Origin of the sequence: Tanticharoenia sakaeratensis NBRC 103193 (assembly GCF_000963885.1) — a bacterium.
In the GTDB taxonomy this organism is placed as follows: Bacteria; Pseudomonadota; Alphaproteobacteria; order Acetobacterales; family Acetobacteraceae; genus Tanticharoenia; species Tanticharoenia sakaeratensis.
In genome coordinates this window covers 192,371-214,078 of the sequence record NZ_BALE01000010.1, presented here as the reverse complement: position 1 = coordinate 214,078, position 21,708 = coordinate 192,371, and the positions used below count along the sequence as shown (strand labels likewise).

Annotated in this window: 13 protein-coding genes; 9 read left to right on the top strand and 4 right to left on the bottom strand. The window is 66.2% G+C overall.

Going from position 1 to position 21,708, the window contains the following annotated elements; translation table 11 throughout:
• Positions 1–12: 12 nt before the first annotated feature.
• The 5 genes from B8446_RS04860 to B8446_RS04840 all read left to right on the top strand — a co-directional run bounded on the left by B8446_RS04860 (position 13) and on the right by B8446_RS04840 (position 8,096).
• Complete coding sequence (locus B8446_RS04860) at positions 13–972, top strand: DUF58 domain-containing protein (RefSeq protein WP_048847777.1); 960 nt, start codon at positions 13–15, stop codon at positions 970–972.
• 10 nt (positions 973–982) lie between these two features.
• Positions 983–3,775, top strand: coding sequence for a DUF4159 domain-containing protein (locus B8446_RS04855; protein WP_048847775.1), 2,793 nt, complete (start codon positions 983–985; stop codon positions 3,773–3,775).
• Positions 3,772–5,865 (top strand): hypothetical protein, encoded by a 2,094-nt coding sequence (locus tag B8446_RS04850; protein ID WP_048847773.1) that lies wholly within the window; start codon positions 3,772–3,774, stop codon positions 5,863–5,865. The genes B8446_RS04855 and B8446_RS04850 overlap by 4 nt, the downstream gene beginning before the upstream one ends.
• Before the next feature lie 76 nt (positions 5,866–5,941).
• On the top strand, positions 5,942–6,550 hold the full coding sequence (locus B8446_RS04845) for an ankyrin repeat domain-containing protein (protein WP_148505840.1): 609 nt from the start codon (positions 5,942–5,944) through the stop codon (positions 6,548–6,550).
• A 52-nt stretch (positions 6,551–6,602) separates the two neighbouring features.
• Positions 6,603–8,096 (top strand): adenosine deaminase family protein, encoded by a 1,494-nt coding sequence (locus tag B8446_RS04840; protein WP_084712075.1) that lies wholly within the window; start codon positions 6,603–6,605, stop codon positions 8,094–8,096.
• Between the two features lie 61 nt (positions 8,097–8,157).
• Here the strand turns inward: B8446_RS04840 and B8446_RS04835 are convergent, their stop codons facing one another.
• The 4 genes from B8446_RS04835 to B8446_RS04820 form a co-directional block, all read right to left on the bottom strand.
• A complete protein-coding gene (locus B8446_RS04835) occupies positions 8,158–9,174 on the bottom strand; it encodes a purine-nucleoside phosphorylase (RefSeq protein ID WP_048848042.1) in 1,017 nt (338 codons plus the stop codon).
• Between the two features lie 498 nt (positions 9,175–9,672).
• Complete coding sequence (locus B8446_RS04830) at positions 9,673–10,758, bottom strand: site-specific DNA-methyltransferase (RefSeq protein ID WP_048847771.1); 1,086 nt, start codon at positions 10,756–10,758, stop codon at positions 9,673–9,675.
• Positions 10,755–11,384, bottom strand: a complete 630-nt coding sequence (locus B8446_RS04825; protein ID WP_048847769.1) for a ribonuclease HII — start codon at positions 11,382–11,384, stop codon at positions 10,755–10,757. The genes B8446_RS04830 and B8446_RS04825 overlap by 4 nt, the downstream gene beginning before the upstream one ends.
• A 102-nt stretch (positions 11,385–11,486) precedes the next feature.
• A complete protein-coding gene (locus B8446_RS04820; RefSeq protein ID WP_048847767.1) occupies positions 11,487–11,774 on the bottom strand; it encodes a CsbD family protein in 288 nt (95 codons plus the stop codon).
• Between the two features lie 380 nt (positions 11,775–12,154).
• On the opposite strand from B8446_RS04820, the gene B8446_RS04815 reads away from it, so the two are divergent.
• From B8446_RS04815 to B8446_RS04800, 4 genes are read left to right on the top strand one after another with little or no spacing between them, the layout of a single operon-like run.
• Positions 12,155–13,519: an efflux RND transporter periplasmic adaptor subunit gene (locus B8446_RS04815; RefSeq protein WP_048847764.1), complete on the top strand. Its 1,365-nt coding sequence runs from the start codon at positions 12,155–12,157 to the stop codon at positions 13,517–13,519.
• Positions 13,520–13,574: 55 nt separating this feature from the next.
• A complete protein-coding gene (locus B8446_RS04810; protein ID WP_048847762.1) occupies positions 13,575–16,769 on the top strand; it encodes an efflux RND transporter permease subunit in 3,195 nt (1,064 codons plus the stop codon).
• Positions 16,766–20,044, top strand: a complete 3,279-nt coding sequence (locus B8446_RS04805) for an efflux RND transporter permease subunit (RefSeq protein ID WP_048847760.1) — start codon at positions 16,766–16,768, stop codon at positions 20,042–20,044. The genes B8446_RS04810 and B8446_RS04805 overlap by 4 nt, the downstream gene beginning before the upstream one ends.
• A complete protein-coding gene (locus B8446_RS04800) occupies positions 20,041–21,642 on the top strand; it encodes an efflux transporter outer membrane subunit (RefSeq protein ID WP_048847758.1) in 1,602 nt (533 codons plus the stop codon). Before B8446_RS04805 ends, B8446_RS04800 begins: the two co-directional genes overlap by 4 nt.
• Positions 21,643–21,708: the final 66 nt, after the last annotated feature.

Below are 21,708 nucleotides of genomic sequence, written 5' to 3'. Positions count from 1 at the left end.
GCACGCAGCATCATGGCCGGCGCCTTCTCCTCCCTTTTCCCGTTCTCGCGACGGCGCGAACGCGCGGGCCGCACGGCAGGTCCCGCCGCGCGCGTCGTGGATGCCCAGGCGACGCCGCTGCCCGAGCTCGTGCTGCAGGCCGAGCGGATCGCACGCGCGCTGGCTGCCGGAGCCCATGGCCGGCGCATGGCCGGCGCGGGCGAGGATTTCTGGCAGTATCGGGCGGCCCAGCCCGGCGAGCCCGCCAGCCGCATCGACTGGCGACAGTCCGCGCGTTCCGACCAGCTCTGGGTGCGCGAGCGGGAAGCCGAGAGCCCGCAAACGATCGCCCTGTGGTGCGATCCGTCCGCCTCCATGGCATGGCGATCGCAGCCCGCCCTGCCGACCAAGCGCGACCGCGCGCAGGTCTGCACGCTGGCCCTGGCCTCGGCGCTGCTGCGTGGCGGCGAACGCGTGGGCATGCTCGGCATGGGCGCGCGAAACAGCGCCCGGCCCGGACGCTTCCATACCGGGCAGAGCGCGTTTCCGGCCCTTGCCCACGTCCTGACCGAGGCCCCGGCGCCGGGAGGCGACGACTGGCCGGAAACCCGCGCGCTGCGCCCTTATGCCCAGATCCTTCTGGTCAGCGATTTCCTCTGGCCGGAAGAGCGCATCGCAGGTGTCCTTGACGCCATCTCCGGTCGCGCGGGACGCGCGCATCTGCTGTGCGTGCTCGATCCGGCAGAACTGACCCTCCCCTATGAGGGACGCGTGCGGTTCAATGCGCTCGAGACCGGTGACAGCCTGACCCTGCCGGCCGTCGAAACCCTCCGCACCGATTACGACGCGGCCATCGCGCGCCATCTGGACATCCTGCGCACGCACTGTGCCGCCCATCGCGCCGATTTCACGCTGCATGTGACGGATCAAAGCCCGATGCCCGCCCTGCTGGCATTGCACGGGCGTCTGTCCGGCGCACGCGGGCCGCAATGAGGTCGCCCGCATGACGCTTCTGGCGCCCCTCGCCCTTCTGGGCCTGCTCGCGCTTCCGGCCATCTGGTGGCTGATCCGTGCAACGCCGCCGCCGCCGCGCGATGTCGCGTTTCCGGCACTCCTGCTGCTCCGACGCCTTGCAAGACGGCAGGAAGACACCGCGCGGGCACCACTGTGGCTGCTGATCCTGCGCCTGTGTGCCGCGGGTCTCGTCATCTTCGGCCTGGCACAACCGACCCTTCTTCCCCACGCCACGACGCCGTCGACCGGGGGGAGCGGACCGCTCGTCATCGTCGTGGATTACGGCTGGGCTTCCATCGCGACGTGGCGGGCGCGGATCGCGGCCGCACAGTCTCTGGCCGCAGCGGCGGCCCGGGAAGGTCGCACGATCGCGCTCCTGCGCAGCGCACGTGGCCCGGATGGCGCTCTGCCGGAGCCAGTCGTCGCCCGTGACGGCGCCCAGATCGCCCGCACGCTGGCGCAATGGCGTCCCGAACCGTGGGGTCCGGATCGCGCCGCGCTGGCCCAATCACTGGATGCGTTGCGTCAGCACCTGACCGGCACTGCCCGGATCGTCGTGCTGTCCGACGGCATCGCATCGGCTGACGATGCGCCGCTGCGGACAGCGCTGTCGACGCTCGGAGCCGTCTCCGACATGCGTTGGGACGTGTGCGATACGGCAACGATCGGCGCGCGGACCGGTGCGACGCTGAACGCCGAAATCCACACGCCTGGCGGCTGCCCTGCCCGCGCGGTGACGGTCCGCGCGCGCGGCGAGACCGGGGCGACGCTCGGCGTGTTCCCGGCGACGATTGCGGCAGGTGCGCAGACGACCACGGTCGCTCTCAACCTGCCCGCGCTGCTTCGCAACCGGACGGCGTCGCTGACGCTGGACGGCGCGAACGGGCCCGCCGGCGTGCGTCTGCTGGATGCGGGCGACCGGCGCCATCCGGTCGGGCTGATCGCCTCGCGCGGATCCGATACGCCGCTTGTGGGCGCGCTGTTCTTCCTGAACCGGGCGCTGGCGCCGATCGCCGACGTGCATGAAGGCGATGCGGCCCAGCTTGTCACGAGCCCGCTCTCGGTTCTGGTGGCGACCGACGGCACGCTCGCCAATCCGCATGTGCGTGATCTGGTCGCCAGATGGGTTCAGAACGGCGGCGAGCTGATCCGTTTTGCAGGTCCCGAAATCGTCCAGCCGCAGACGCAGGAACCGGGCGCGGAGACGGCTACGCCTGCCCCGGACCTCGCGCAATCGCTCCTGCCGGTGCCGCTGATGGGCATGCGCCAGATCGGTGGCGCGATGTCATGGGGGCACCCGCAACATCTCAACCCGTTCCCGGACGATTCGCCGTTCACCGCCCTGCCCATTCCGGGCGAGGTGACGGTCTCGCGTCAGGTGCTCGCCCAGCCGGGCGCGGACCTCGACCGTCATGTCTGGGCGCGGCTGGCGGACGGCACGCCGCTGGTGACGGCCGCTCCGCTCGGCCACGGCGAAATCGTCCTGTTTCATGTAACCCCGGGCGCCGACTGGTCGAACCTGCCGCTGTCCGGGATCTTCCCGGACATGCTCCAGCGCCTGATCGATCGCTCGGCGGGCCAGCGCGACGGCGTTGCCACCGGCGATCTGGCACCGGCACTCACCCTCGATTCCGACGGGCTGCTGGGTCCGGCGCCACAAAGCGCGCGGTCGATCGCGGCGGACGCGTTCCGCACGACGTCCGTCTCCGCGCTGCATCCGGCAGGTCTCTACGGCCCGCAATCCGGGCGGCGCGCGCTCAATCTGGGCGACGCGCCCGGTGCCGGCGGTGCAAGCGGCGCCATCGATCGCGAGCCTCTCCTCGGCACCGCGATCTCGCCGGCTGGCGCGGCCCCTGAACGACAGTTCGGACCGTGGCTTGCGCTGCTCGGCGTGCTTCTCCTGCTGGCGGACCTGCTGGCTTCCCTGCGCCTTCGCGGGCTGCTTGGACGGCTTGCGGCCGCAGCCCTCGTCATCGGCCTGTCCGGGCAGGCACATGCCCAGTATGCCGATCCGCCCCCCGCGCCACCGCCGGCACCCGCGCCAGCTCCAGCCCCCTTGCCGGCCAACGTCCCGCGCGCGGCCGTCGAGACGCATCTGGGCTATGTGCTGAGCGGCGATTCCGCCGTGGACGACATATCGCGTGAGGGACTGCGCGGCCTGAGCGACTATGTGAATGCCCGGACCTCGGCCCAGCTCGGCGCGCCGGATGGCGTGACACCGGGCCATGACAATCTCAGCTATTATCCGATGCTCTACTGGCCGATCACGCCGAACTCGACCACGAACCCGCACGAGATCGACGCGCTGAATGCCTACATGGCCCATGGAGGCATCATCCTGATCGACACGCAGGGCGCGGGGTCCGAACTGGACGATGCCGGGCAGAGTGCCGCGACCCAGGCAGCACTCCGACGCGTGACCGACGGGCTCGATATCCCGGCCCTTGCGAAGCTCACGTCCAAGCATGTGCTGGCGCATACGTTCTACCTGCTGCGCGATTTCCCGGGACGCCTCGCGGGCCAGCCGGTCTGGGTCGCGCAGTCGGGCGACGAGAGCAACGACGACGTCAGCCCCGTCATCATCGGCTCCGCCGACTGGGCACATGCATGGGCGGTCGATTCCTCCGGCGGCACGCCCTATGCCGTCATCCCCGGCGGCGATGACCAGCGCACGCTGGCCTATCGCTTCGGCGTCAACGTGGTGCTGTATGCGCTGACGGGCAACTACAAGGCGGATCAGGTGCATATCCCGGCCATCCTCAAGCGGCTCGGTGGCGAATGACGCGGGCGAGCCTGATCGCAACACCTCTCCTGCCGGTCTGGCTGCTGGCGACGCTGGCGGCGATCGCACTGGCGCTCGGGCTCTACGGCCTGATCCGCGGCGCGCGCGGCAGCGTGTTCCGGCTGCTGGCGCTTGCCGTGCTGCTCGGCTGGCTGACGGGTCCGCAATGGCTCACCCAGTCGCTGCGCGCCGTGCCGATGCAGGCCCTGGTCGTGCTCGACCGGTCGCATTCGATGGCGACCGGCAATCGCGCGACCGATGCCCAGGGGATTGCCGCCGCTCTCCGCGCCGAAGCCGACCACATTCCGGGCCTGTCGCTGAAATTCGTCGATGCGGGCACCGAGCCGGGCCACGGCACGCGCCTGTTCGCAGGCCTCGACCGGGCCGACATCGCAGCCGGGCGGTTCGCGGGCGCCGTCATGGTGACGGATGGCGAAGTCGATGACGTGCCCAGGGCCCTGCCCGATCTGTTCCGCGATCAGGACGGGCACGCGCTGCCGCTGTTCGCGCTGCTGACCGCCCGCGGCGAGGAAACCGATCGCCGCCTGCGCATCCTACAGGCGCCGCCGTTTGCCATCGTCGGTCAGACCGCGACCCTGCGCGTGCAGGTCGATGACATGGGTCCTGTCGCGCATGCGCCCGCGACACTGACGCTGACGCGCAGCGGCGAGCCCCCGATCGTACGTGATGTGCAGCCCGGCGTGCCGCAGGACATTCCCGTACCGATCAGCCACCCAGGCGAGACGCTGGTCGGGCTGTCGGTCTCGGCGCTTCCGGGCGAGGTTTCGCAGGAAAACAACCGCGCGGTCGTGCGGATCAACGGCGTGCGCGACCGCCTGCGCGTGCTGCTCGTGTCCGGCGCACCCAATCAGGGCGAGCGGGTCTGGCGCCGCCTGCTGAAGGCGGATCCGTCGGTCGACCTCGTGCATTTCACGATCCTGCGTCCCGGCGACAAGGAAGACGACACGCCGAATTCCGATCTGGCGCTCATCCCGTTTCCGGTGCGCGAGCTGTTTGCCGACAAGATCCGCCAGTTCGACCTCATCATCCTCGACGGTTTCCAGAATCGCGGTATCCTGCCGCAGGTCTATCTCCAGAACATCGCCGATTTCGTACGTGGCGGCGGCGGCCTTCTGCTGACGGCGGGCCCGGAATTCACGCAGCCCGGAACCCTGCAGGACGGGCCGCTCGCCGACATCCTGCCGGCACATGTCCCGGAAGACGGACTGGTCCAGCAGAAATTCACGCCGACGCTGAGCGAGACGGGCGCACGCCATCCCGTGACCGAAGGCCTGCCCGGCGCACCACTCTCGATGACCGCGCCGCCCGGCTGGGGGCCGTGGTATCGCGACCTGCGCAGCGACGAACATCGCGGCGAAGTCCTGATGAACGGCGCCGACGGACAGCCCCTGCTGATCCTCGATCATGTCGAGCAGGGGCGTGTCGCGTTGCTGCTGTCCGACCAGATCTGGCTCTGGTCGCGCGGCGAGGCCGGTGGCGGCCCGCAGGCCGAACTGCTGCGACGTCTGGCACACTGGCTGATGAAGGAGCCCGAGCTGGAGGAGAACCAGCTCTCGGCCTCGATCGCGGACGGACATCTGTCGATCGCGCGCCGGTCTGCGGGCAACGATGCCATCCCGCCGGCCATCGTGACGGCCCCTGATGGACGACGCACCGAAATCAGGCTGACGGGCACGGGCCACGGGTTCGCAAGCGCACGTCTTGCAATTCCCGACACGTTCGGGATCTGGACCGTCACGTGCGGATCGCTGACGGCCTATGCGGCCCCGATGGGCGGCGACCCTCTCGAACTCGCGGATCTGCGCGCGACGGCAAGCCGTCTGGCGCCCGTCGTGGACGCGAGCCATGGCGCGTCCCTGTTCGTGCCGTCACCCGACGGCACGCCTGCGCTGCGTCTGGCCCAGCCCGGCGGAGCCGCATCCGGCCCCGGCTGGATCGGCTTCCCCCAGCGCCTTTCGCGCATACCGGGTGCTGCGCACACGACGCCGCTGCTGCCCGCCTGGGTCGCCATGGCGTTGATACTCTGCCTTACAATGCTTGGCTGGTGGCGCGAGGGACGCAGGCGTTGAAGGAGTCGCATCGCACGACGCATCCGGTTATAGAGAGTGCCTTCTGTCCCTTCCCGATGACGAGCCCGGTTCGATCATGACCCGTTTCCTGCGCCTGTTCCTGATCGCCTGCGTGATCGCGACCCCCGTCGCCTTCGTGCCATGGCACGCTGCCCACGCGCAGGATGCCGACGACGCCGAAGCCGAACAGGAGGCGATGGACGCCCAGAAGAAAAAGGAAGCGCGGCGCGCCGCCAAGATGGCAGCACCGCCCTCCGCCCTTCCCGGCGCCGAATCGCAGGAGGAAGAGTCGGGGCATGCGAACACCGACCTGAACCCGACCTCGGCCCTGTTCGACGCCATCAATCGTGGAAGTCTGGGAGCGGCCAAGGAAGCGCTGAACCGGGGCGCCGACATGGGTGGCCACAATGTCCTCGGCCAGACGCCGCTCGACATGGCGATCGATCTCAATCGCAACGACATCACCTTCCTGCTGCTGTCGATGCGGACCTACAACCCGGACGGCAAGATCGAGACCGCATCCGATCTTTCCGACGAAGGCGTCGATACGAAGGGCAGCGCCGGCCACCTGACGCTGAACGGACATACCAGGCGCTCGGCGCCGGTGCCTACCGGGCCGCATTACGAGACCGGTGGCGGCACACCGCAGCCCGATATCGGTTTCCTGGGGTTTGCCTCGCGCTGACCTGAACGGGACGCTTGGCGACATCGGGTGACTGTGCCAGCGTAACGATCCCATGACAGACCGAATTTCCCGATACGGCCACGGCTGCGCGTCAACCGCGCTCGTGGCCTTTCTCATCGCAGCGCCCGCGCTGGCGCACGATGTCCCGCAGAACGACACGACAGCTCCTGTCGCGTCGAGCGCCGACGATGCGGCCGAGACCGCCCGTCGTTTTGCCGCACTCCGGAACGATCCCGCCCGTCTTCGCCTGTTCCTGCAGGCCTTTCCCAAGGGTGCGGACCTGCATAATCATCTTGCCGGCGCGATTTACGCGGAACCGATGCTCGACTGGGCCCGGACCGACCGCGAATGCCTCGATCCGCGCCGCCAGACGCTGAGCAACGATTCGAGCTGTGGCCGGCCGGGCCTCGTCCCCGCAGCCGAAGCGTTCAACAGCGAGGATACGACCAACCGCGCCATCGACGCGATGTCCATGCGCGGCTTCGTGCCGACCGAAACCGATCGCAGCGGGCACGACCACTTCTTCGATACGTTCGACAAGTTCGATGCCGCCTATGAGACCCATCAGGGCGAAGCGCTGGCCGAGGTGCTCGCGCAGGCGGCCCGCGATCACGAGCTCTATCTCGAAACGATGGTCTCACCCGCGCTGGCCCAGGCCATGGCGCTCGGCGCGCATCATCCGCTGAAAGGCAATAATTTCGCCGGAAGCTACGCGGAGATCGCCCCGTCCCTTCCCGCGGTGGTCGCAACCGCGCGCGCCGAGATCAACCAGATGGAGAGCCGCGCGCACGCCATCCTCGGATGCGGCACCGCGCACCCACAGCCGGGCTGTGCCGTGACGGTGCGATACCTGTTTCAGCCGCTGCGCATCCTGCCGCCGCCGATGGTCTTCGGACAGCTCGCCGCCGGCTATGCCCTTGCGCACAGCGATCCGCGCGTGGTCGGTGTGAACTTCGTGGCGCCCGAAGACGATCCCGTCGCCCTGCGCGACTACGATCTACACATGCGGATGTTCCGTTATCTCAACGGCGTGGCTCCGGACGTGAAGCTGAGCCTGCACGCCGGCGAGCTGACACTGGGCCTCGTTCCGCCTTCGGAACTGGAGAGCCATATCCGGCAGGCGGTCGAGGTCGCGGGCGCTCGCCGGATCGGTCATGGCGTCGATATCGCATATGAGCGAGACGCCGCCGAACTGCTGCATGAGATGGCTCAGAAGCAGATCATGGTGGAGATCAACCTGTCGAGCAACGCCCAGATTCTCGGCGTCAGCGGCGGCGACCACCCGTTCATGCTCTATCGCCGCGCAGGCGTGCCGACGGCGCTGTCGACCGACGACGAGGGCGTCTCGCGCATCGACCTGACCCACGAGTACCAGCGGGCCACCACTACATACGGGCTCGACTATCCGACACTGAAGCAGCTTTCGGCGACGGGTATCCGCTACGGTTTTGAATCCGATGCCGATCGCACGACGCTGAACGCGCGGCTCCAGCATGATTTCGCGGCGTTCGAGCATTGGGCGGCACACGAGCCACTTTTCCGGTAACGCTACAGGACCGAAGCCCCGCCACTTCATCGCGGAGCTTCGGCGCGTCGTCAGCCTCGGCTTATCGACACGTATCCTTCGCGGGCATTGCAGGCCAGGTTGCCAGCAGCGCATCCAGAACCGCATTGCCCGCCCGGAAAGCCGCCTCGAATGCCGGTTTCCCCCCGCCCGGATAAGGTGCGAGCACGGACTGGATCGCCGTCTCGCCGGGCGGCTGCACCGTGTAGTTCGAGGCCGTGCGCAGGATCATCAGCCGGTCAAATGAGGCACGGCCCATGCGGTTGAGACGCCACAGCGCCTCGGCGACGGCCGAATCCTCCATATCGCTGATCATGAAGCGCCCGGCTCCGTGGGTCAGCAGCTTCACCCAGTCCTCGGCGTAATGCGTCTGGATCGCGCCGTGCCAATAGATATCGGACGCGAAACTGTCACCCAGCAGCACGGATGGCGGCTGGGCTGCGGCACCACCATAGCGCACGCCGAAACGCTTCATGTCATCGGATGCAGCGACAGCCTTGTCGCGCGAGTGGCACCAGGCGAACCGCGCCAGATCGGGGTTCAGCGTGAACACCAGAGGATAAGGCCCGTCCGGCCCGAGATCATGCTCGGCTCCCTCGAGCGTGCCCGGCCCATGGGTGTCGGAGACATAGCGGGCATAGGCCCAGCCTTTCGGCGCCTCGCGAAGATCGATTTCCTGCGCCGTATCGTTGATCGTGTGCTGCACCCAAACGGCCGAGCCGATCGCACCGGCCGCCGGATCGATGCCGCCGATGCCCGCGACCAGCCAGTAGGCCTGTTTCAGATCGAAACGCGGGTCCAGTCCGAGCGCCATGGTCGAGATCCCGGCATTGATCAGCGACATGCCGGTCTCGATCAGCACAATGCGATGATCGGGCGATGCGAGGATCGGATGCGTGCCGCCCGGAAAGTCGAGCTTCTCGGTCAGATGAAGACGCTCGATCCAGAACTGCGCCTCGCCGGGCGCATCGCCCGTGTCGTGCCCGACCTCGAACGTCGTGACGATGACCGCGCGCACCGGCCATGGCGCAGCATGGGCCGAGACGGTCATGGCGCTCATGCTGGCGAGCCCCGCGACCAGACCTCGGACAACACCGCGCGGGCGGCACTTCGAATCGGTCCGCCCGGCGTCCGCGCGCGGCAATCGAGGCATATTCAGCCCTGTGGGCGCCTCAAGGCCAAGAAATTGAAGCGCACGCGCAAATACGCCTGATCGTCGAGGCATCAGCCAACTCCACACAGAAGGATTTCGGGCCCGCAGACACTTTGCTCCGCGATCACCGTCTCTCACGGATTAGCAGATTGTTACGCTGGCGGAGAGACCGTGAAGTGTGACGGCCTTCTCACATGTCCGGATCTTCGCGATCACCGTCCGCGGTTCTGATGAGCCCGCGCCACGCGGACGCTTGTGATGCCGACTGCGATGGACGACACGACAGACCCAAGCCGACAGGCGGACGGCCCGGCTTTCCTGTATCCGTCCGCATCCTGCTCTCACGCATCCCGTGAATGAGTGCCGGACACCCATGCGCAGGAACGAGTCCCGGATGCGGCAGCCTCAGCCCGCGCTGCGCAATGCCGTCTCGGTGGTGCGGAGCACGTCGATCGGCACGAGCGCGCCGTCGCGTTCCATATGCCAGAACGTCCAGCCATTGCAGGACGCGGCCCCTGTCAGCAGGGCGCCCATCTTGTGGATCGACCCGCGCTGCTGGCCCGACACGAGGCTGCCGTCCGGCGTGACCACCGCCTTCACGCGGCGGCTGCGATCCCACAGTGTCGTCCCGGCCGGCAGTTCGCCGCGCTCCACGAAGCTGCCGAACGGCACGCGCGGTGCCTCCCGGCGCGCGGGCGTGATGGCGAGCTGGTCCGGCGGCAGGCGCACCTCGCGCTGCGTGCGGCCCAGCGCCGCCTCGACGTAATCCGGATGGCGTTCGATGCCGATGTACCGGCGGCCCAGACGCTTGGCCATCGCGGTCGTCGTGCCCGTGCCGCAAAACGGATCGAGAACAATGTCCTCGACGTGCGTTGAGGCAATCAGCACCCGATGGAGCAGGCTCTCGGGCTTCTGCGTCGGATGAAGCTTGAGACCGTGCGTGTTGCGCAGCCGTTCATTGCCGGTGCATAGCGGCAGATACCAGTCGCTGCGCATCTGCAGATCGTCGTTCAGGGCCTTCATGGCCTGATAATTGAAACGATATTTGCTCTCCGGCCCGCGCGCGGCCCAGATCAGGGTCTCGTGCGCGTTGGTGAAGCGGCGCCCCCGGAAATTCGGCATCGGGTTCGACTTGCGCCACACGATGTCGTTCAGGATCCAGAACCCCAGATCCTGCATGATCGCGCCGAGCCGGAAGACGTTGTGGTACGACCCGATCACCCAGATCGTGGCGTCCTTGTGCATCAGACGACGCGCCTCACCCAGCCAGGCACGGGTAAAGGTGTCATAGGTTGCGAAATCGGCGAACTTGTCCCAGGCGTCGTCCACGCCGTCGACCACGCTCTCGTCCGGACGGCGCAATTCGCCCCGCAGTTGCAGATTGTACGGCGGATCGGCGAACACGCAGTCGACGCTGCCTGATGGCAGCATCTGCATCATCTCGATGCAGTCGCCCCGGAAAATCTGGTCAAGCGGCAGTTCGAAGCTCATGCCGCAATTACCTCTCGCGCTGCGATACAGGCCCGGACAGGGGCAAAGTCGGTTCTGTGATGAGGGCTGACGCCGAGGTTCTTCATGCCCGCCAGATGCGCGGCGGTGCCGTAGCCCGCATTGCGCTCCCAAGCATAGCCACCGTGACGCTGCGCCAGACGGACCATCAGGCGATCGCGGACGACCTTGGCTGCGATCGAGGCGCCGGCGATCGACAGGCTGAGCCCGTCACCACCGATCACGGCCTCCGCCGGGCAGCACAACCCATCCGGCACCCGGTTCCCGTCGATCAGGGCCAGGGCCGGACGCACGGCCAGACGCGCGAGGGCACGTCGCATGGCGATGTGACTGGCGTGGAGAATATTGTAACGGGCGATTTCATCGACCGACGCGGCACCGAGCGCCAGCGTCACGGTCGGATCCGCCCTGAGCGCTGCGTAGAGCGCTTCGCGCTTGGGCGCACTGAGTTTCTTGGAATCATCGAGGCCCTGCGCCAGAGCCTGCGTCGGAGCCGCACTGAAGATCAGCGCGGCGGCAACGACAGGACCTGCGAGTGGGCCCCGCCCGACCTCATCCACGCCGGCGACAAGACCGCCATGTTGAGACTCGAGCAGGAAATCGGGCATCGACCTCGCCTTGCGACACGACGCGGCCCAAGTGCCGCCCCGAGTCGCTTGTGAATCAAAGGCGTGGACCCTGACAACCGATAAAATTGTCTCCGGTCGAGATTACTTCCGGGAGAACAGCAGCCAGCCAACGAGTGTGCCGACCAGCGTCGCGACGCCGAGCGAGAGAAGCGGCCGATCCTGAACGAACGCCGTCGCCATCTCGAGCTTGCTTTCGCCCTCGTCATACAGGCCGGCGAATTCCTGCTGCGCCTGACCGCCGAACTGTTCGATCTTGCCCTTGGCCTGCAGACCGATATCGCCGGTCAGCCCGCCGGCTGCATCCTTCACCTTGCCCGAAACCTCGTCGAGCAGCCCTTCGGCCTTCGTCTGCGTGTTCTCGTCAACCATTCTCATATCTCCCGAAGCAAATGTGTCCGCGAAGAAGCGGGTGTGTGCCAAACGGAGCGTTCGGGCAACGGTTGCGCGAGAACTTCGCAACCCAACCGTGCACGCACGCGAAACCGGAACAATGTACACGTCTGTTACATTCGTGGCACAATTCGTAATCTCGTAACGCATTGAAAGACGACAATAAATCGACGCGACTTCATTGAATAAATATTTAGCTGCCGTCATGGGACGCAGGGCACAGTTGCGGTATGGTCGCCCCACGAATTCCGGCTGCCTCCCGGGGGTCTCGCGACACGCGCACGCCAAGGCGCGACCTCGCGGAAGCCTGACCGGCACGCGGCCGTCGCCAAACAAACGGGGCACGGAAGACTACACGCATGGACGACCAGACGGCCGAATCGCGCGACCGCCATCGAATCACTCCGACGCAGACGGAACCACGCAGGAGCGGCCGGCGCCGCCTGCTCGTGATCGTCGGCCTTGTCGTTCTGATCGCGATCATCGCGCTTGCGCTCCTGCGCCCGCACGCGAAGACGGGTGCGGGCCACGGCCGTCAGGCAGCGGCCAACGCCGCCGAGCCGGTGGCGGTGACGAGCGTTTCGACCGGCAGCATGCCGATCGAGCTGACGGAACTCGGCACGGTCGTTCCGATCACCAACGTCACGATGCAGGCGAAGGTGACGGGCTATCTGATGCAGGTGCTTTATCAGGAGGGCCAGCACGTCAAGAAAGGCGACCTGCTGGAAGTGATCGACCCGCGTCCCTATCAGGCGATCGTCGACCAGTATGAGGGCCTGCTGGCCCACGACAAGGCGGTCCTGGAAGAGGCGCGCGTGGACAACGCCCGCTACCAGCGCCTGATCGCGCAGAATAGTGTAGCCGCGCAGACCGCACGCGATCAGGAATTCGTGGTCCAGCAGGACGAGGGCCAGGTCAAGAACGACGAAGGCAATCTCGCGGCGGCCAAGCTCAACGTCTTCTACTGCTACATCACGGCCCCCGTGGACGGTCGCGTCGGTATCCGCGGCGTGGACATGGGCAACTATGTCACCGCCGGCAGCACGACGCTGACGACACTGACGCAGATGCAGCCGATCTCGGTCATCTTCACCCTGCCGCAGGACCAGCTGGCACAGGTTACGGACCGTCTGCGCGCGGTCGGCGACCTGCCGGTCAGCGCCTGGGACAGCGCCAACCTCAAGAAGATCGCCGATGGCACCGTTCGTGCGCTGGACAGCCAGATCGACACCTCGACCGGCACGGTTCGCCTGCGTGCGATCTTCACGAACGAGGACGAGCATCTGTTCCCGAACCAGTTCGTCAATGCGCATCTTCTGGTCGACACGTTGCATGACGTCATGCTGCTGCCGACGAACGCGCTGCAGACCGGACCGAACGGGCAGTTTGTCTACGTTGTGCAGCCGGACAGCACCGTGAAGGTCCAGTATGTGAAGGTCGGCGTCTCGGACAACGACCATGCCGTGATCACGTCGGGCGTGAAGATCGGCGACCGCGTCGTCACCGACGGCACCAATCATCTGCGTCCGGGTGCCAAGGTCTCGATCCAGGCGGACCATCCGGCGGCCGCGGCCCAGTCGGATACGACGTCGCAGACCAGCTCCGGCAGCAAGCATCACAAGGCGGACGGCGAACAGGGCGAGACGCAGCAGGCGCCCAGCACCGGCCAGACCCCGCCCGCCAACACGGGCAACAACGCGACGCAGTCAGGCACCAATCCGTGATCTGCCGTCCCCGGTCTGACCATTCGATCATGCGCGTATCCCAGAGGCCCCGTTCATGAACCCGTCACGCATCTTTATCGAGCGCCCGGTCGCGACGACGCTGCTGATGCTGGCGATCCTGATGACGGGCCTGCTGGGCTATCATTTCCTGCCCCTGTCGGCGCTGCCCGAGGTCGAATACCCGACGATCACGGTCTCGACCTTCTATCCCGGCGCCGGTCCTGACGTGATGGCGACGTCCGTCACCGCCCCGCTGGAAACCCAGCTGGGCGAAATGGCCGGACTCGACCAGATGACGTCGCAATCGTCCGGCGGTGCTTCGGTCATCACGCTGAGATTCGGGCTGACGATGTCGATGGACATCGCTGAACAGGAAGTCCAGGCCGCCATCAACCAGGCGAACTCGCTGCTGCCGACGGACCTGCCCGCGCCGCCGATCTACGCCAAGGTCAATCCGGCGGATACGCCCGTGCTGACGCTCGGCATCACGTCCAGGACGATGCCGCTGACCGAGGTCGAGGACTACGTCAACACACGGCTGATGCAGAAGATCCAGCAGATCAACGGCGTCGGCCTCGTGACCCTTTCGGGCGGCAACCGCAAGGCGATCCGCATCCGCATCAACGTGCCGAAGCTGACATCTTACGGCATCGCGCTCGACACGCTGCGCACCACGATCACGACGGTGAACGTCAATTCGCCGACGGGCACGTTCGACGGGCCGAACCGCTCCTCGACGCTGCGCGTGGACGGACAGATCCAGTCCGTCGACCAGCTGATGAACCAGGTGATCGCCTACCAGAACAACGGCCCGATCCGCCTGCGCGACGTGGGCACCGTGATCGACGGCCCGGAGAACGAGCAGCTTGCCGCCTGGGCCGGCACCGTCCCTGCCCTGATCATGAACGTCCAGCGCCAGCCGGGCGCCAACGTGATCTCGGTCGTGGACAACGTGCGCGCCATCCTGCCGAAACTGCGCCAGAATCTGCCCCCGGGCATCGACATTCAGCCCCTGACCGACCGCACGACGACCATCCGCGCCTCGGTCGCCGACGTCGAATTCGAGCTTGGCATGGCGATGGTCCTGGTCGTCGCGGTGATCTTCGTGTTCCTGCGCAACATCCCGGCCACGATCATTCCGAGCCTGAGCGTGCCTCTGTCGCTCGTCGGCACGCTCGCCGTGATGTATCTGCTCGGATATTCGCTCGACAATCTCTCGCTCATGTCGCTGACGATCGCGACGGGCTTCGTCGTCGACGACGCGATCGTCGTGATCGAGAACATCGCGCGCTACGTCGAGGAAGGCGAGGATCGCTACTCCGCGGCCCTGCGCGGCGCGGGCGAGATCGGCTTCACCATCATCTCGCTGACGATCTCGCTGATCGCGGTGCTGATCCCGCTTCTGTTCATGTCGGACGTGGTGGGGCGCCTGTTCCACGAATTCGCCATGACGCTTGCGATCACCATCGTGCTGTCCGCGATCATCTCGATCACGCTGGTGCCGATGATGTGCGCGCGCCTGCTGTCCGAGCGGCCGCACGACCTGAATGCGACCAGCCGCTGGGCCCGCATGTCGGCCTGGACCGAAGGGCGCATCGATGCCGTGATCGCAGGCTACGGCCGAGCGCTCGACGTGGTGCTGCGCCATCGCGGCCTGACACTGCTCGTGACCGGTGTGACGCTCGCGCTGACCGTGTTCCTCGCCGTCATCATCCCGAAGGGCTTCTTCCCCGAGCAGGATACCGGCGTGATCCAGGGCATCTCGGTCATGGCGCAGTCGATTTCCTTCGACGACATGAAGCGCCATCAGACAGACATCGCCCGCGTGGTGCAGCAGGATCCCGACGTCGCGTCGGTGTCGTCCTTCGTGGGCATCGACGGGCAGAACATGACGCTCAACGTCGGGCGTCTGCTGATCAATCTGAAACCCGAGACGCAGCGCACCGCGTCGCTTGACGACATCATGGCGCGGCTGGCCCGCAATGCGAACACTGTGGTCGGCGCGCAGCTCTATCTGCAGCCGGTGCAGGACCTGTCCCTCGATACGCAGGTCTCGGCCACGCAATACCAGTTCATGCTGGAGCATCCGGACTACGACGAGCTGAAGACGTGGGTCCCGAAATTCGTGGAAGCGCTGCAGAAGGAGCCGTCGCTGTCGGACGTGACGTCCGACATGCAGGCCTCCGGCCTCGTGGCCCACGTGACGCTCGATCGGTCCAACGGCGCGCGCTACTCGATCACACCCGAAACCATCGATAACCTGCTGTATGACAGCTTCGGCCAGCGCCAGATCACCACGATCTTCACGCAGGCGAACCAGTATCGCGTGATCCTCGAGGCCGATCCGCGCTTCCAGCACGATCTTGGCAGCCTGAACCAGATGTATCTCCCGGGCATCTCCACCGAGATGGGGGGCAGCACGTCCGGGCCGACGCGCTCGCCGACGTCCGGGCTGGTGCCGCTGCGTCAGGTCGCGACCGTCACCCGCGGGCTGGCACCGCTGCTGATCACGCATTTCGGCCAGTTCCCGGCCACCACTGTGTCGTTCAACATCAAGCCGGGCTATTCGCTGGGTGAAGCGACGGATGCGATCATGCGCGTCGAGCGCGCGATCAACCTGCCGCCGTCGTTCCAGACCGCTTTCGAAGGCACGGCGGCCGCATTCCGCAGCAGTCTTGGCAACGAGCTCTATCTGGTCGTCGCTGCCCTCGTCGCCGTCTACATCGTGCTCGGCATCCTGTACGAGAGCTTCATCCATCCCGTCACGATCCTGTCCACGCTGCCGTCTGCCGCCATCGGCGCGCTGCTGGCGCTGGAGGTCTGCGGCATGGGGCTCGACGTGATGGGGATCATCGGCATCGTGCTGCTGATCGGCATCGTGAAGAAGAACGCCATCATGATGATCGACTTCGCGCTCGAAGCCGAGCGGATCGAGCACATGACGCCCGTGGCCGCGATCCGTCACGCGGCACTTCTGCGGTTCCGTCCGATCCTGATGACGACACTCGCTGCACTGCTCGGCGCCCTGCCACTGATGCTGGGCCATGGCGTCGGCTCCGAGCTGCGCCGTCCCTTGGGCGTCTCCATCGTCGGCGGTCTTGCGCTGTCGCAGCTCCTGACGCTGTTCACGACCCCGGTCGTCTATCTCGCGATGGACCGCATCGGTCGTGGCGCACGTCGCATGTTCGGCCATGCCCCTGCCCCCGATCGCGGCGCGGCGGGCCTGGCGAGCGATCAGGCCGGCCAGTGAACCCAGCCCGCCTTTTCATCACGCGGCCCGTCGCCACCACGCTTCTCACGGCCGCCCTGCTGATCGGCGGCGTGCTCGGCTACACCCAGCTGCCGGTCGCAGACCTGCCGAACGTGGACTTTCCGGTGATCTCGGTGCACGCCCAGCAGGCGGGCGGGTCTCCGAGCGAGATTGCCAGTACGATCGCCGAGCCTCTGGAACGCCATCTGGGCGCGATCGCCGACCTGACCGAAATGACGTCGCAGTCGATGGTCAACCAGACGCGCATCACGCTTCAGTTCTCTCTCTCGCGTGACATCAACGGCGCGGCCCGCGACGTCGAGGCGGCCCTTCAGGCAGCCCACGCCGACCTGCCGAGCTCCCTGCGACAGAATCCCGCCTATTCGCTTGCCAATTCCAACGGCCCGCCGATCATGGTGCTGTCGCTCACCTCGCCGACGCGCACCCAGGCCCAGCTCTTCGACCTCGGCACCAATGTTCTCCAGCAGCAGCTCGAGCAGGTGCAGGGCGTCGGGGATCTCGAGGTCGGCGGCAGCGCCCTGCCGGCGGTGCGGGTCGAGGTGAACCCGCTTCAGCTCTACAAATACGGGATCGGCTTCGAGGACCTTCGCGCGAACCTTGCATCCGCGAACGCCCATAGCCCCAAGGGCTTCATCGAGGCCGGCAACACCCGCTACATGCTGGACGTCAACGACCAGGCGACACAGGCCGAGGCCTACAAGGATCTCGTGATCGCCTATCGGGACAATGCCGCGGTCCATCTGGCGGACGTGGCGCAGGTCTTCGACAGCGTCGAGAATTTGCGCAATGCGGGCTGGTACAGCCGCGATCCCGCGATCATCATCACGATCTTCTCGCAGGCCGGTGCGAACGTCATCAAGACGTCCGACGAGATCAAGTCGCGCTTCAAGCTGATCCAGGCCGCGTTGCCGCCCGACGTCCAGCTCCATATCGCGATCGACCGCTCGCTCACCATCCGCTCGTCGCTGGCCGACACCAAGGCGACCCTCGTCATCGCGGTGGCGCTCGTCGTGGCGGTCGTGCTGATCTTCCTGCGGTCGTTCCGCGCGATCGTCATTCCCGCGATCGTGGTGCCCGTGTCGATCATCGCGACCTTCGGTGCCATGGCGCTGATGGGGTACCAGCTCGACAACATGTCACTCATGGCGCTCACGATCTCGACGGGGTTCGTGGTCGACGATGCGATCGTCGTGCTCGAGAACATCACGCGCTATATCGAGATGGGGCATTCGCGCTTCGACGCGGCCCTGCTCGGCTCGCAGGAAGTCGCATTCACCGTCGTCTCGATCACGGCATCCCTGATCGCCGTGTTCATGCCGATCATGCTGCTCGGCGGGATCGCGGGGCGCCTGTTCCATGAATTCGCCATGACGATCTCGATCTCGCTCGTGATCTCGATGGTGCTGTCGCTGTCGCTGACGCCGATGCTGTGCGCGATGATCCTGCCGGACGGCGATCACGAGCGACCGCATTCCAAGATTTCACTGGCGGTCGAACGCGTGCTGGACGGTATCACGAACGCCTATGCCGCATCGCTCGACGTCACCCTGCGCCACCGTTTCCTGACTGTCCTGTCGCTGCCGGCGACCCTGGTTCTGGCCGGCGTGCTGTTCGTGAAGATGCCGAAGGGCTTTTTCCCGACGGAAGACACGGGCCTGCTCATGGGACACCTCATGGGCGATCAGGACATCTCGTTCACCGCCATGAAGACCAAGATGGACGAGGCGATGCGCGGGATCCTGAAGGACCGTGACGTGGACGGCGTCGCTGCCTTCCTGGGTGGGCGCTCGGCCAACGAGGGCAACCTCTTCATCCAGCTGCAAGACAAGGGAAAGCGTACCGATGAAGTCAGCCAGACGATCCAGCGGATTTCCCGCCGGCTGAGCCACATGGTGGGCGCGCAGATGTATCTCATGGAGCCGGGCGCCGTTCGCGCCGGCGCGCGCAGCTCCAATGCGGCCTATCAGTATTCCCTGCAGAGCTCGGATGCGGACGCCCTCTACGAGTGGACGCCCAAGCTCGTGAACGCGCTCAAGGCGCAGCATGAGCTGATGGACATCTCCTCGGACATGCAGCAGGGCGGCTCGGCCCTGTCGGTTTCCATCCACCGCGACACGGAAGCGCGCGTGCAGCTCACGCCCCAGCTCGTGAGCAACATCCTCTACGATGCCTACGGCCAGCGTGCGGCCTCGATCATCTACAAGCCGCTGAACCAGTATCGCGTGGTGATGGAAGCGGCGCCCCGCTTCTGGCGGGACCCGACATCGCTGCGTCAGGTCTGGATCAGCACGAGCGGCGGCACGGCATCCGGCAGCTCCTCGTCCAACACCATTCGCGTGCAGCTCGAGGATTCCACCAGCACGACGGCAAGTGCCGCCTCCAGCGCCTATGCGAACGAGATGGCCAACAGTCTCGCCGGCGGCAACTCCGCCTCGACGGGTGCTGCCGTCAGCACCAGCGCCGAAACGATGGTGCCCCTGACACTGGTCGGGAGCATCAAGCCGACCACGACGCCGCTTACGGTCAATCATCAGGGTCAGGCCGTCGCGACCACGGTGTCGTTCAACCTCTCGCCCGGCGTTTCGCTCGGAACCGCGGTCACCGTCATTCATGCCGCCATGGCGAAGCTGCACATGCCCAAGACGATCCAGGGCGGCTTCGCCGGCAATGCCGCGATGTTCCAGTCGTCGCTCAAGAGCGAGCCGCTGCTGATCGGTGCGGCCCTGATCGCGGTCTACGTGGTGCTGGGCATCCTGTACGAAAGTACGGTGCACCCGCTGACCATTCTCTCGACCCTTCCGTCCGCCGGTGTCGGTGCGCTGCTGTTCCTTCAGCTCTTCGGCGAGGATTTCTCCCTGATCGCCATGATCGGCGTGATCCTGCTGATCGGCATTGTGAAGAAGAATGCGATCCTGCTCGTCGATTTCGCGATCCAGGCCCGACGGGAAGGCATGAGCGCCCATGGTGCGATCCGCGAAGCCAGCGTGCTGCGCTTCCGGCCGATCATCATGACCTCGCTTGCCGCGGCACTTGGCGCGGTCCCGCTCGTCATCGGCAACGGCTATGGCAGCGAACTGCGCCATCCGCTTGGCCTGTCGATCCTCGGCGGCCTGCTGGTCAGCCAGTTGCTGACCCTCTACAGCACGCCCGTCGTCTATCTCTACCTCGAACAGTTCGGCGAAGCCGTGCGTCGCGGCCTCCACCGGATCTCGAAGGTCCTCTCCCCTACTCGCCAGGATATTTCGCCAGGATGATCCCGTCTTCTCCGTCCCGTCCCCGCAGCGCGCGTCGCGTGCGTGCGCCGATCCCGGCGACGACGATCCTTCTGGCTGCCGCGTCGATGACGACAGCGCTGTCCGGCTGCATGGTCGGGCCGAACTATCATCGGCCGGCCGCCATTACGTCCCAGCGTTTCAAGGAGCAGCCGCCGCCGCCGGGCTGGCAGTATGCCCAGCCGACACTTGCCGAAGCGCCCAAAGGCCCGTGGTGGGAAGTGTTCAACGACCCGCAGCTCGACCAGCTCGAGCAGCAGGTCGCGATCTCGAACCAGAACGTCAAATATTACGAGGCGGCCTATCGTTATGCCGCCTCAATGGTCGATTCCGTACGCGCGCAGCTCTATCCGACCGTCACCGGCACGTTCGGCTTCACGCGGAATTCCTACGGCGCGAGCTCGCGCGCCAATGGGGGCACGACCGGCTTTACGACGAAGACGATCACGAACACATGGCAGACCTATCCGGAAGCCAGCTGGTCGCCGGATATCTGGGGCAAGGTCAGACGTCAGATCCAGCAGCAGGTGACGGCGACGCAGGCGTCCGCCGCGGAACTCGCCGCCATGACCCTGTCCTATCAGTCGACGCTGGCGCAGGACTATTTCTCGCTGCGCTACGAAGACAGCCTGATTACGCTGCTCGACCGCAACGTGAACTACTACCAGCAGGCCTACAAGATCGTGAGCAACCAGGTCACGGCCGGGACGGCCGACCCGACCACGGCGCTGCAGGCACGCTATCAGCTCGAGAGCACGCGAGCCCAGGCAACCCAGGCACGGGCCGCACGCGCGCAGTGGGAACATGCCATCGCGGTGCTGGTCGGAAAGACGCCCGCCGACCTCAACATTCCTGCCGGTGCCCTGCCTGATCGCCTGCCCGCCCCGCCATCAGCGATTCCCGCCGTCATGCTTCAGCGCCGCCCCGACATTGCGGAGCAGGAGCGCAACATGGAAAGCGCTAACGCCGAGATCGGGATCGATATCGCGGCCTTCTATCCGACACCGACGCTCACAGCCGAATACGGGTATCAGGGCAATCCGCTTACCCAACTGATCCAGGCCGGAACCCAGTTCTGGTCCCTCGCTGCATCCTCCAGCGAGACGATTTTCAACGGCGGTGCCCGGACGGCCGCCGTGCGAAGCGCCTATGCCCAATATGACGAGGCGGTTGCGACATATCGCCAGACCGTGCTGACCGCATTCCAGGATACGGAAAACGACCTGTCCAATCTGCGGATCTACACGCAGCAGCTCGACCAGGAGAACACGGCGGTCGGTGCGGCCAACGAGGCCGTGCGGGTGTCCATGAACGGCTATCTGGCCGGCATCGATATCTATACGACTGTCATCACCGCCCAGCAGAATGCGCTTACATATGAGCAGGACGCACTTGCCATACGCGAGCAGCTCGCCATCAACAGCGTAACGCTGGTGACGGATCTTGGCGGCGGTTGGGATCCGGCATCCCTGCCCACCAAGAACAGCCTGCAGACCGATCAGCCGCTTCTTCCCGGCTTCATTCAGCATGACAAGCAGGGCGCGCGCCCGGCATCGGTCGAGCGCGAGAACGGCAACTGAATGCAAAACGGGCGCCGTGTGAAGCACGGCGCCCGTTTCGTTAGAGGATCCTGTTCAGGATACCGG

What these genes read in the sequence shown, in the direction of transcription:
- B8446_RS04845 (WP_148505840.1), top strand. Translation starts at nt 5,942, where the DNA reads ATGACCCGTTTCCTGCGCCTGTTCCTGATCGCCTGCGTGATCGCGACC.
- B8446_RS04800 (WP_048847758.1), top strand. Translation starts at nt 20,041, where the DNA reads ATGATCCCGTCTTCTCCGTCCCGTCCCCGCAGCGCGCGTCGCGTGCGT.
- B8446_RS04860 (WP_048847777.1), top strand. Translation starts at nt 13, where the DNA reads ATGGCCGGCGCCTTCTCCTCCCTTTTCCCGTTCTCGCGACGGCGCGAA.
- B8446_RS04835 (WP_048848042.1), bottom strand. Translation starts at nt 9,174, where the DNA reads ATGAGCGCCATGACCGTCTCGGCCCATGCTGCGCCATGGCCGGTGCGC.
- B8446_RS04820 (WP_048847767.1), bottom strand. Translation starts at nt 11,774, where the DNA reads ATGGTTGACGAGAACACGCAGACGAAGGCCGAAGGGCTGCTCGACGAG.
- B8446_RS04840 (WP_084712075.1), top strand. Translation starts at nt 6,603, where the DNA reads ATGACAGACCGAATTTCCCGATACGGCCACGGCTGCGCGTCAACCGCG.
- B8446_RS04855 (WP_048847775.1), top strand. Translation starts at nt 983, where the DNA reads ATGACGCTTCTGGCGCCCCTCGCCCTTCTGGGCCTGCTCGCGCTTCCG.
- B8446_RS04850 (WP_048847773.1), top strand. Translation starts at nt 3,772, where the DNA reads ATGACGCGGGCGAGCCTGATCGCAACACCTCTCCTGCCGGTCTGGCTG.
- B8446_RS04815 (WP_048847764.1), top strand. Translation starts at nt 12,155, where the DNA reads ATGGACGACCAGACGGCCGAATCGCGCGACCGCCATCGAATCACTCCG.
- B8446_RS04810 (WP_048847762.1), top strand. Translation starts at nt 13,575, where the DNA reads ATGAACCCGTCACGCATCTTTATCGAGCGCCCGGTCGCGACGACGCTG.
- B8446_RS04830 (WP_048847771.1), bottom strand. Translation starts at nt 10,758, where the DNA reads ATGAGCTTCGAACTGCCGCTTGACCAGATTTTCCGGGGCGACTGCATC.
- B8446_RS04825 (WP_048847769.1), bottom strand. Translation starts at nt 11,384, where the DNA reads ATGCCCGATTTCCTGCTCGAGTCTCAACATGGCGGTCTTGTCGCCGGC.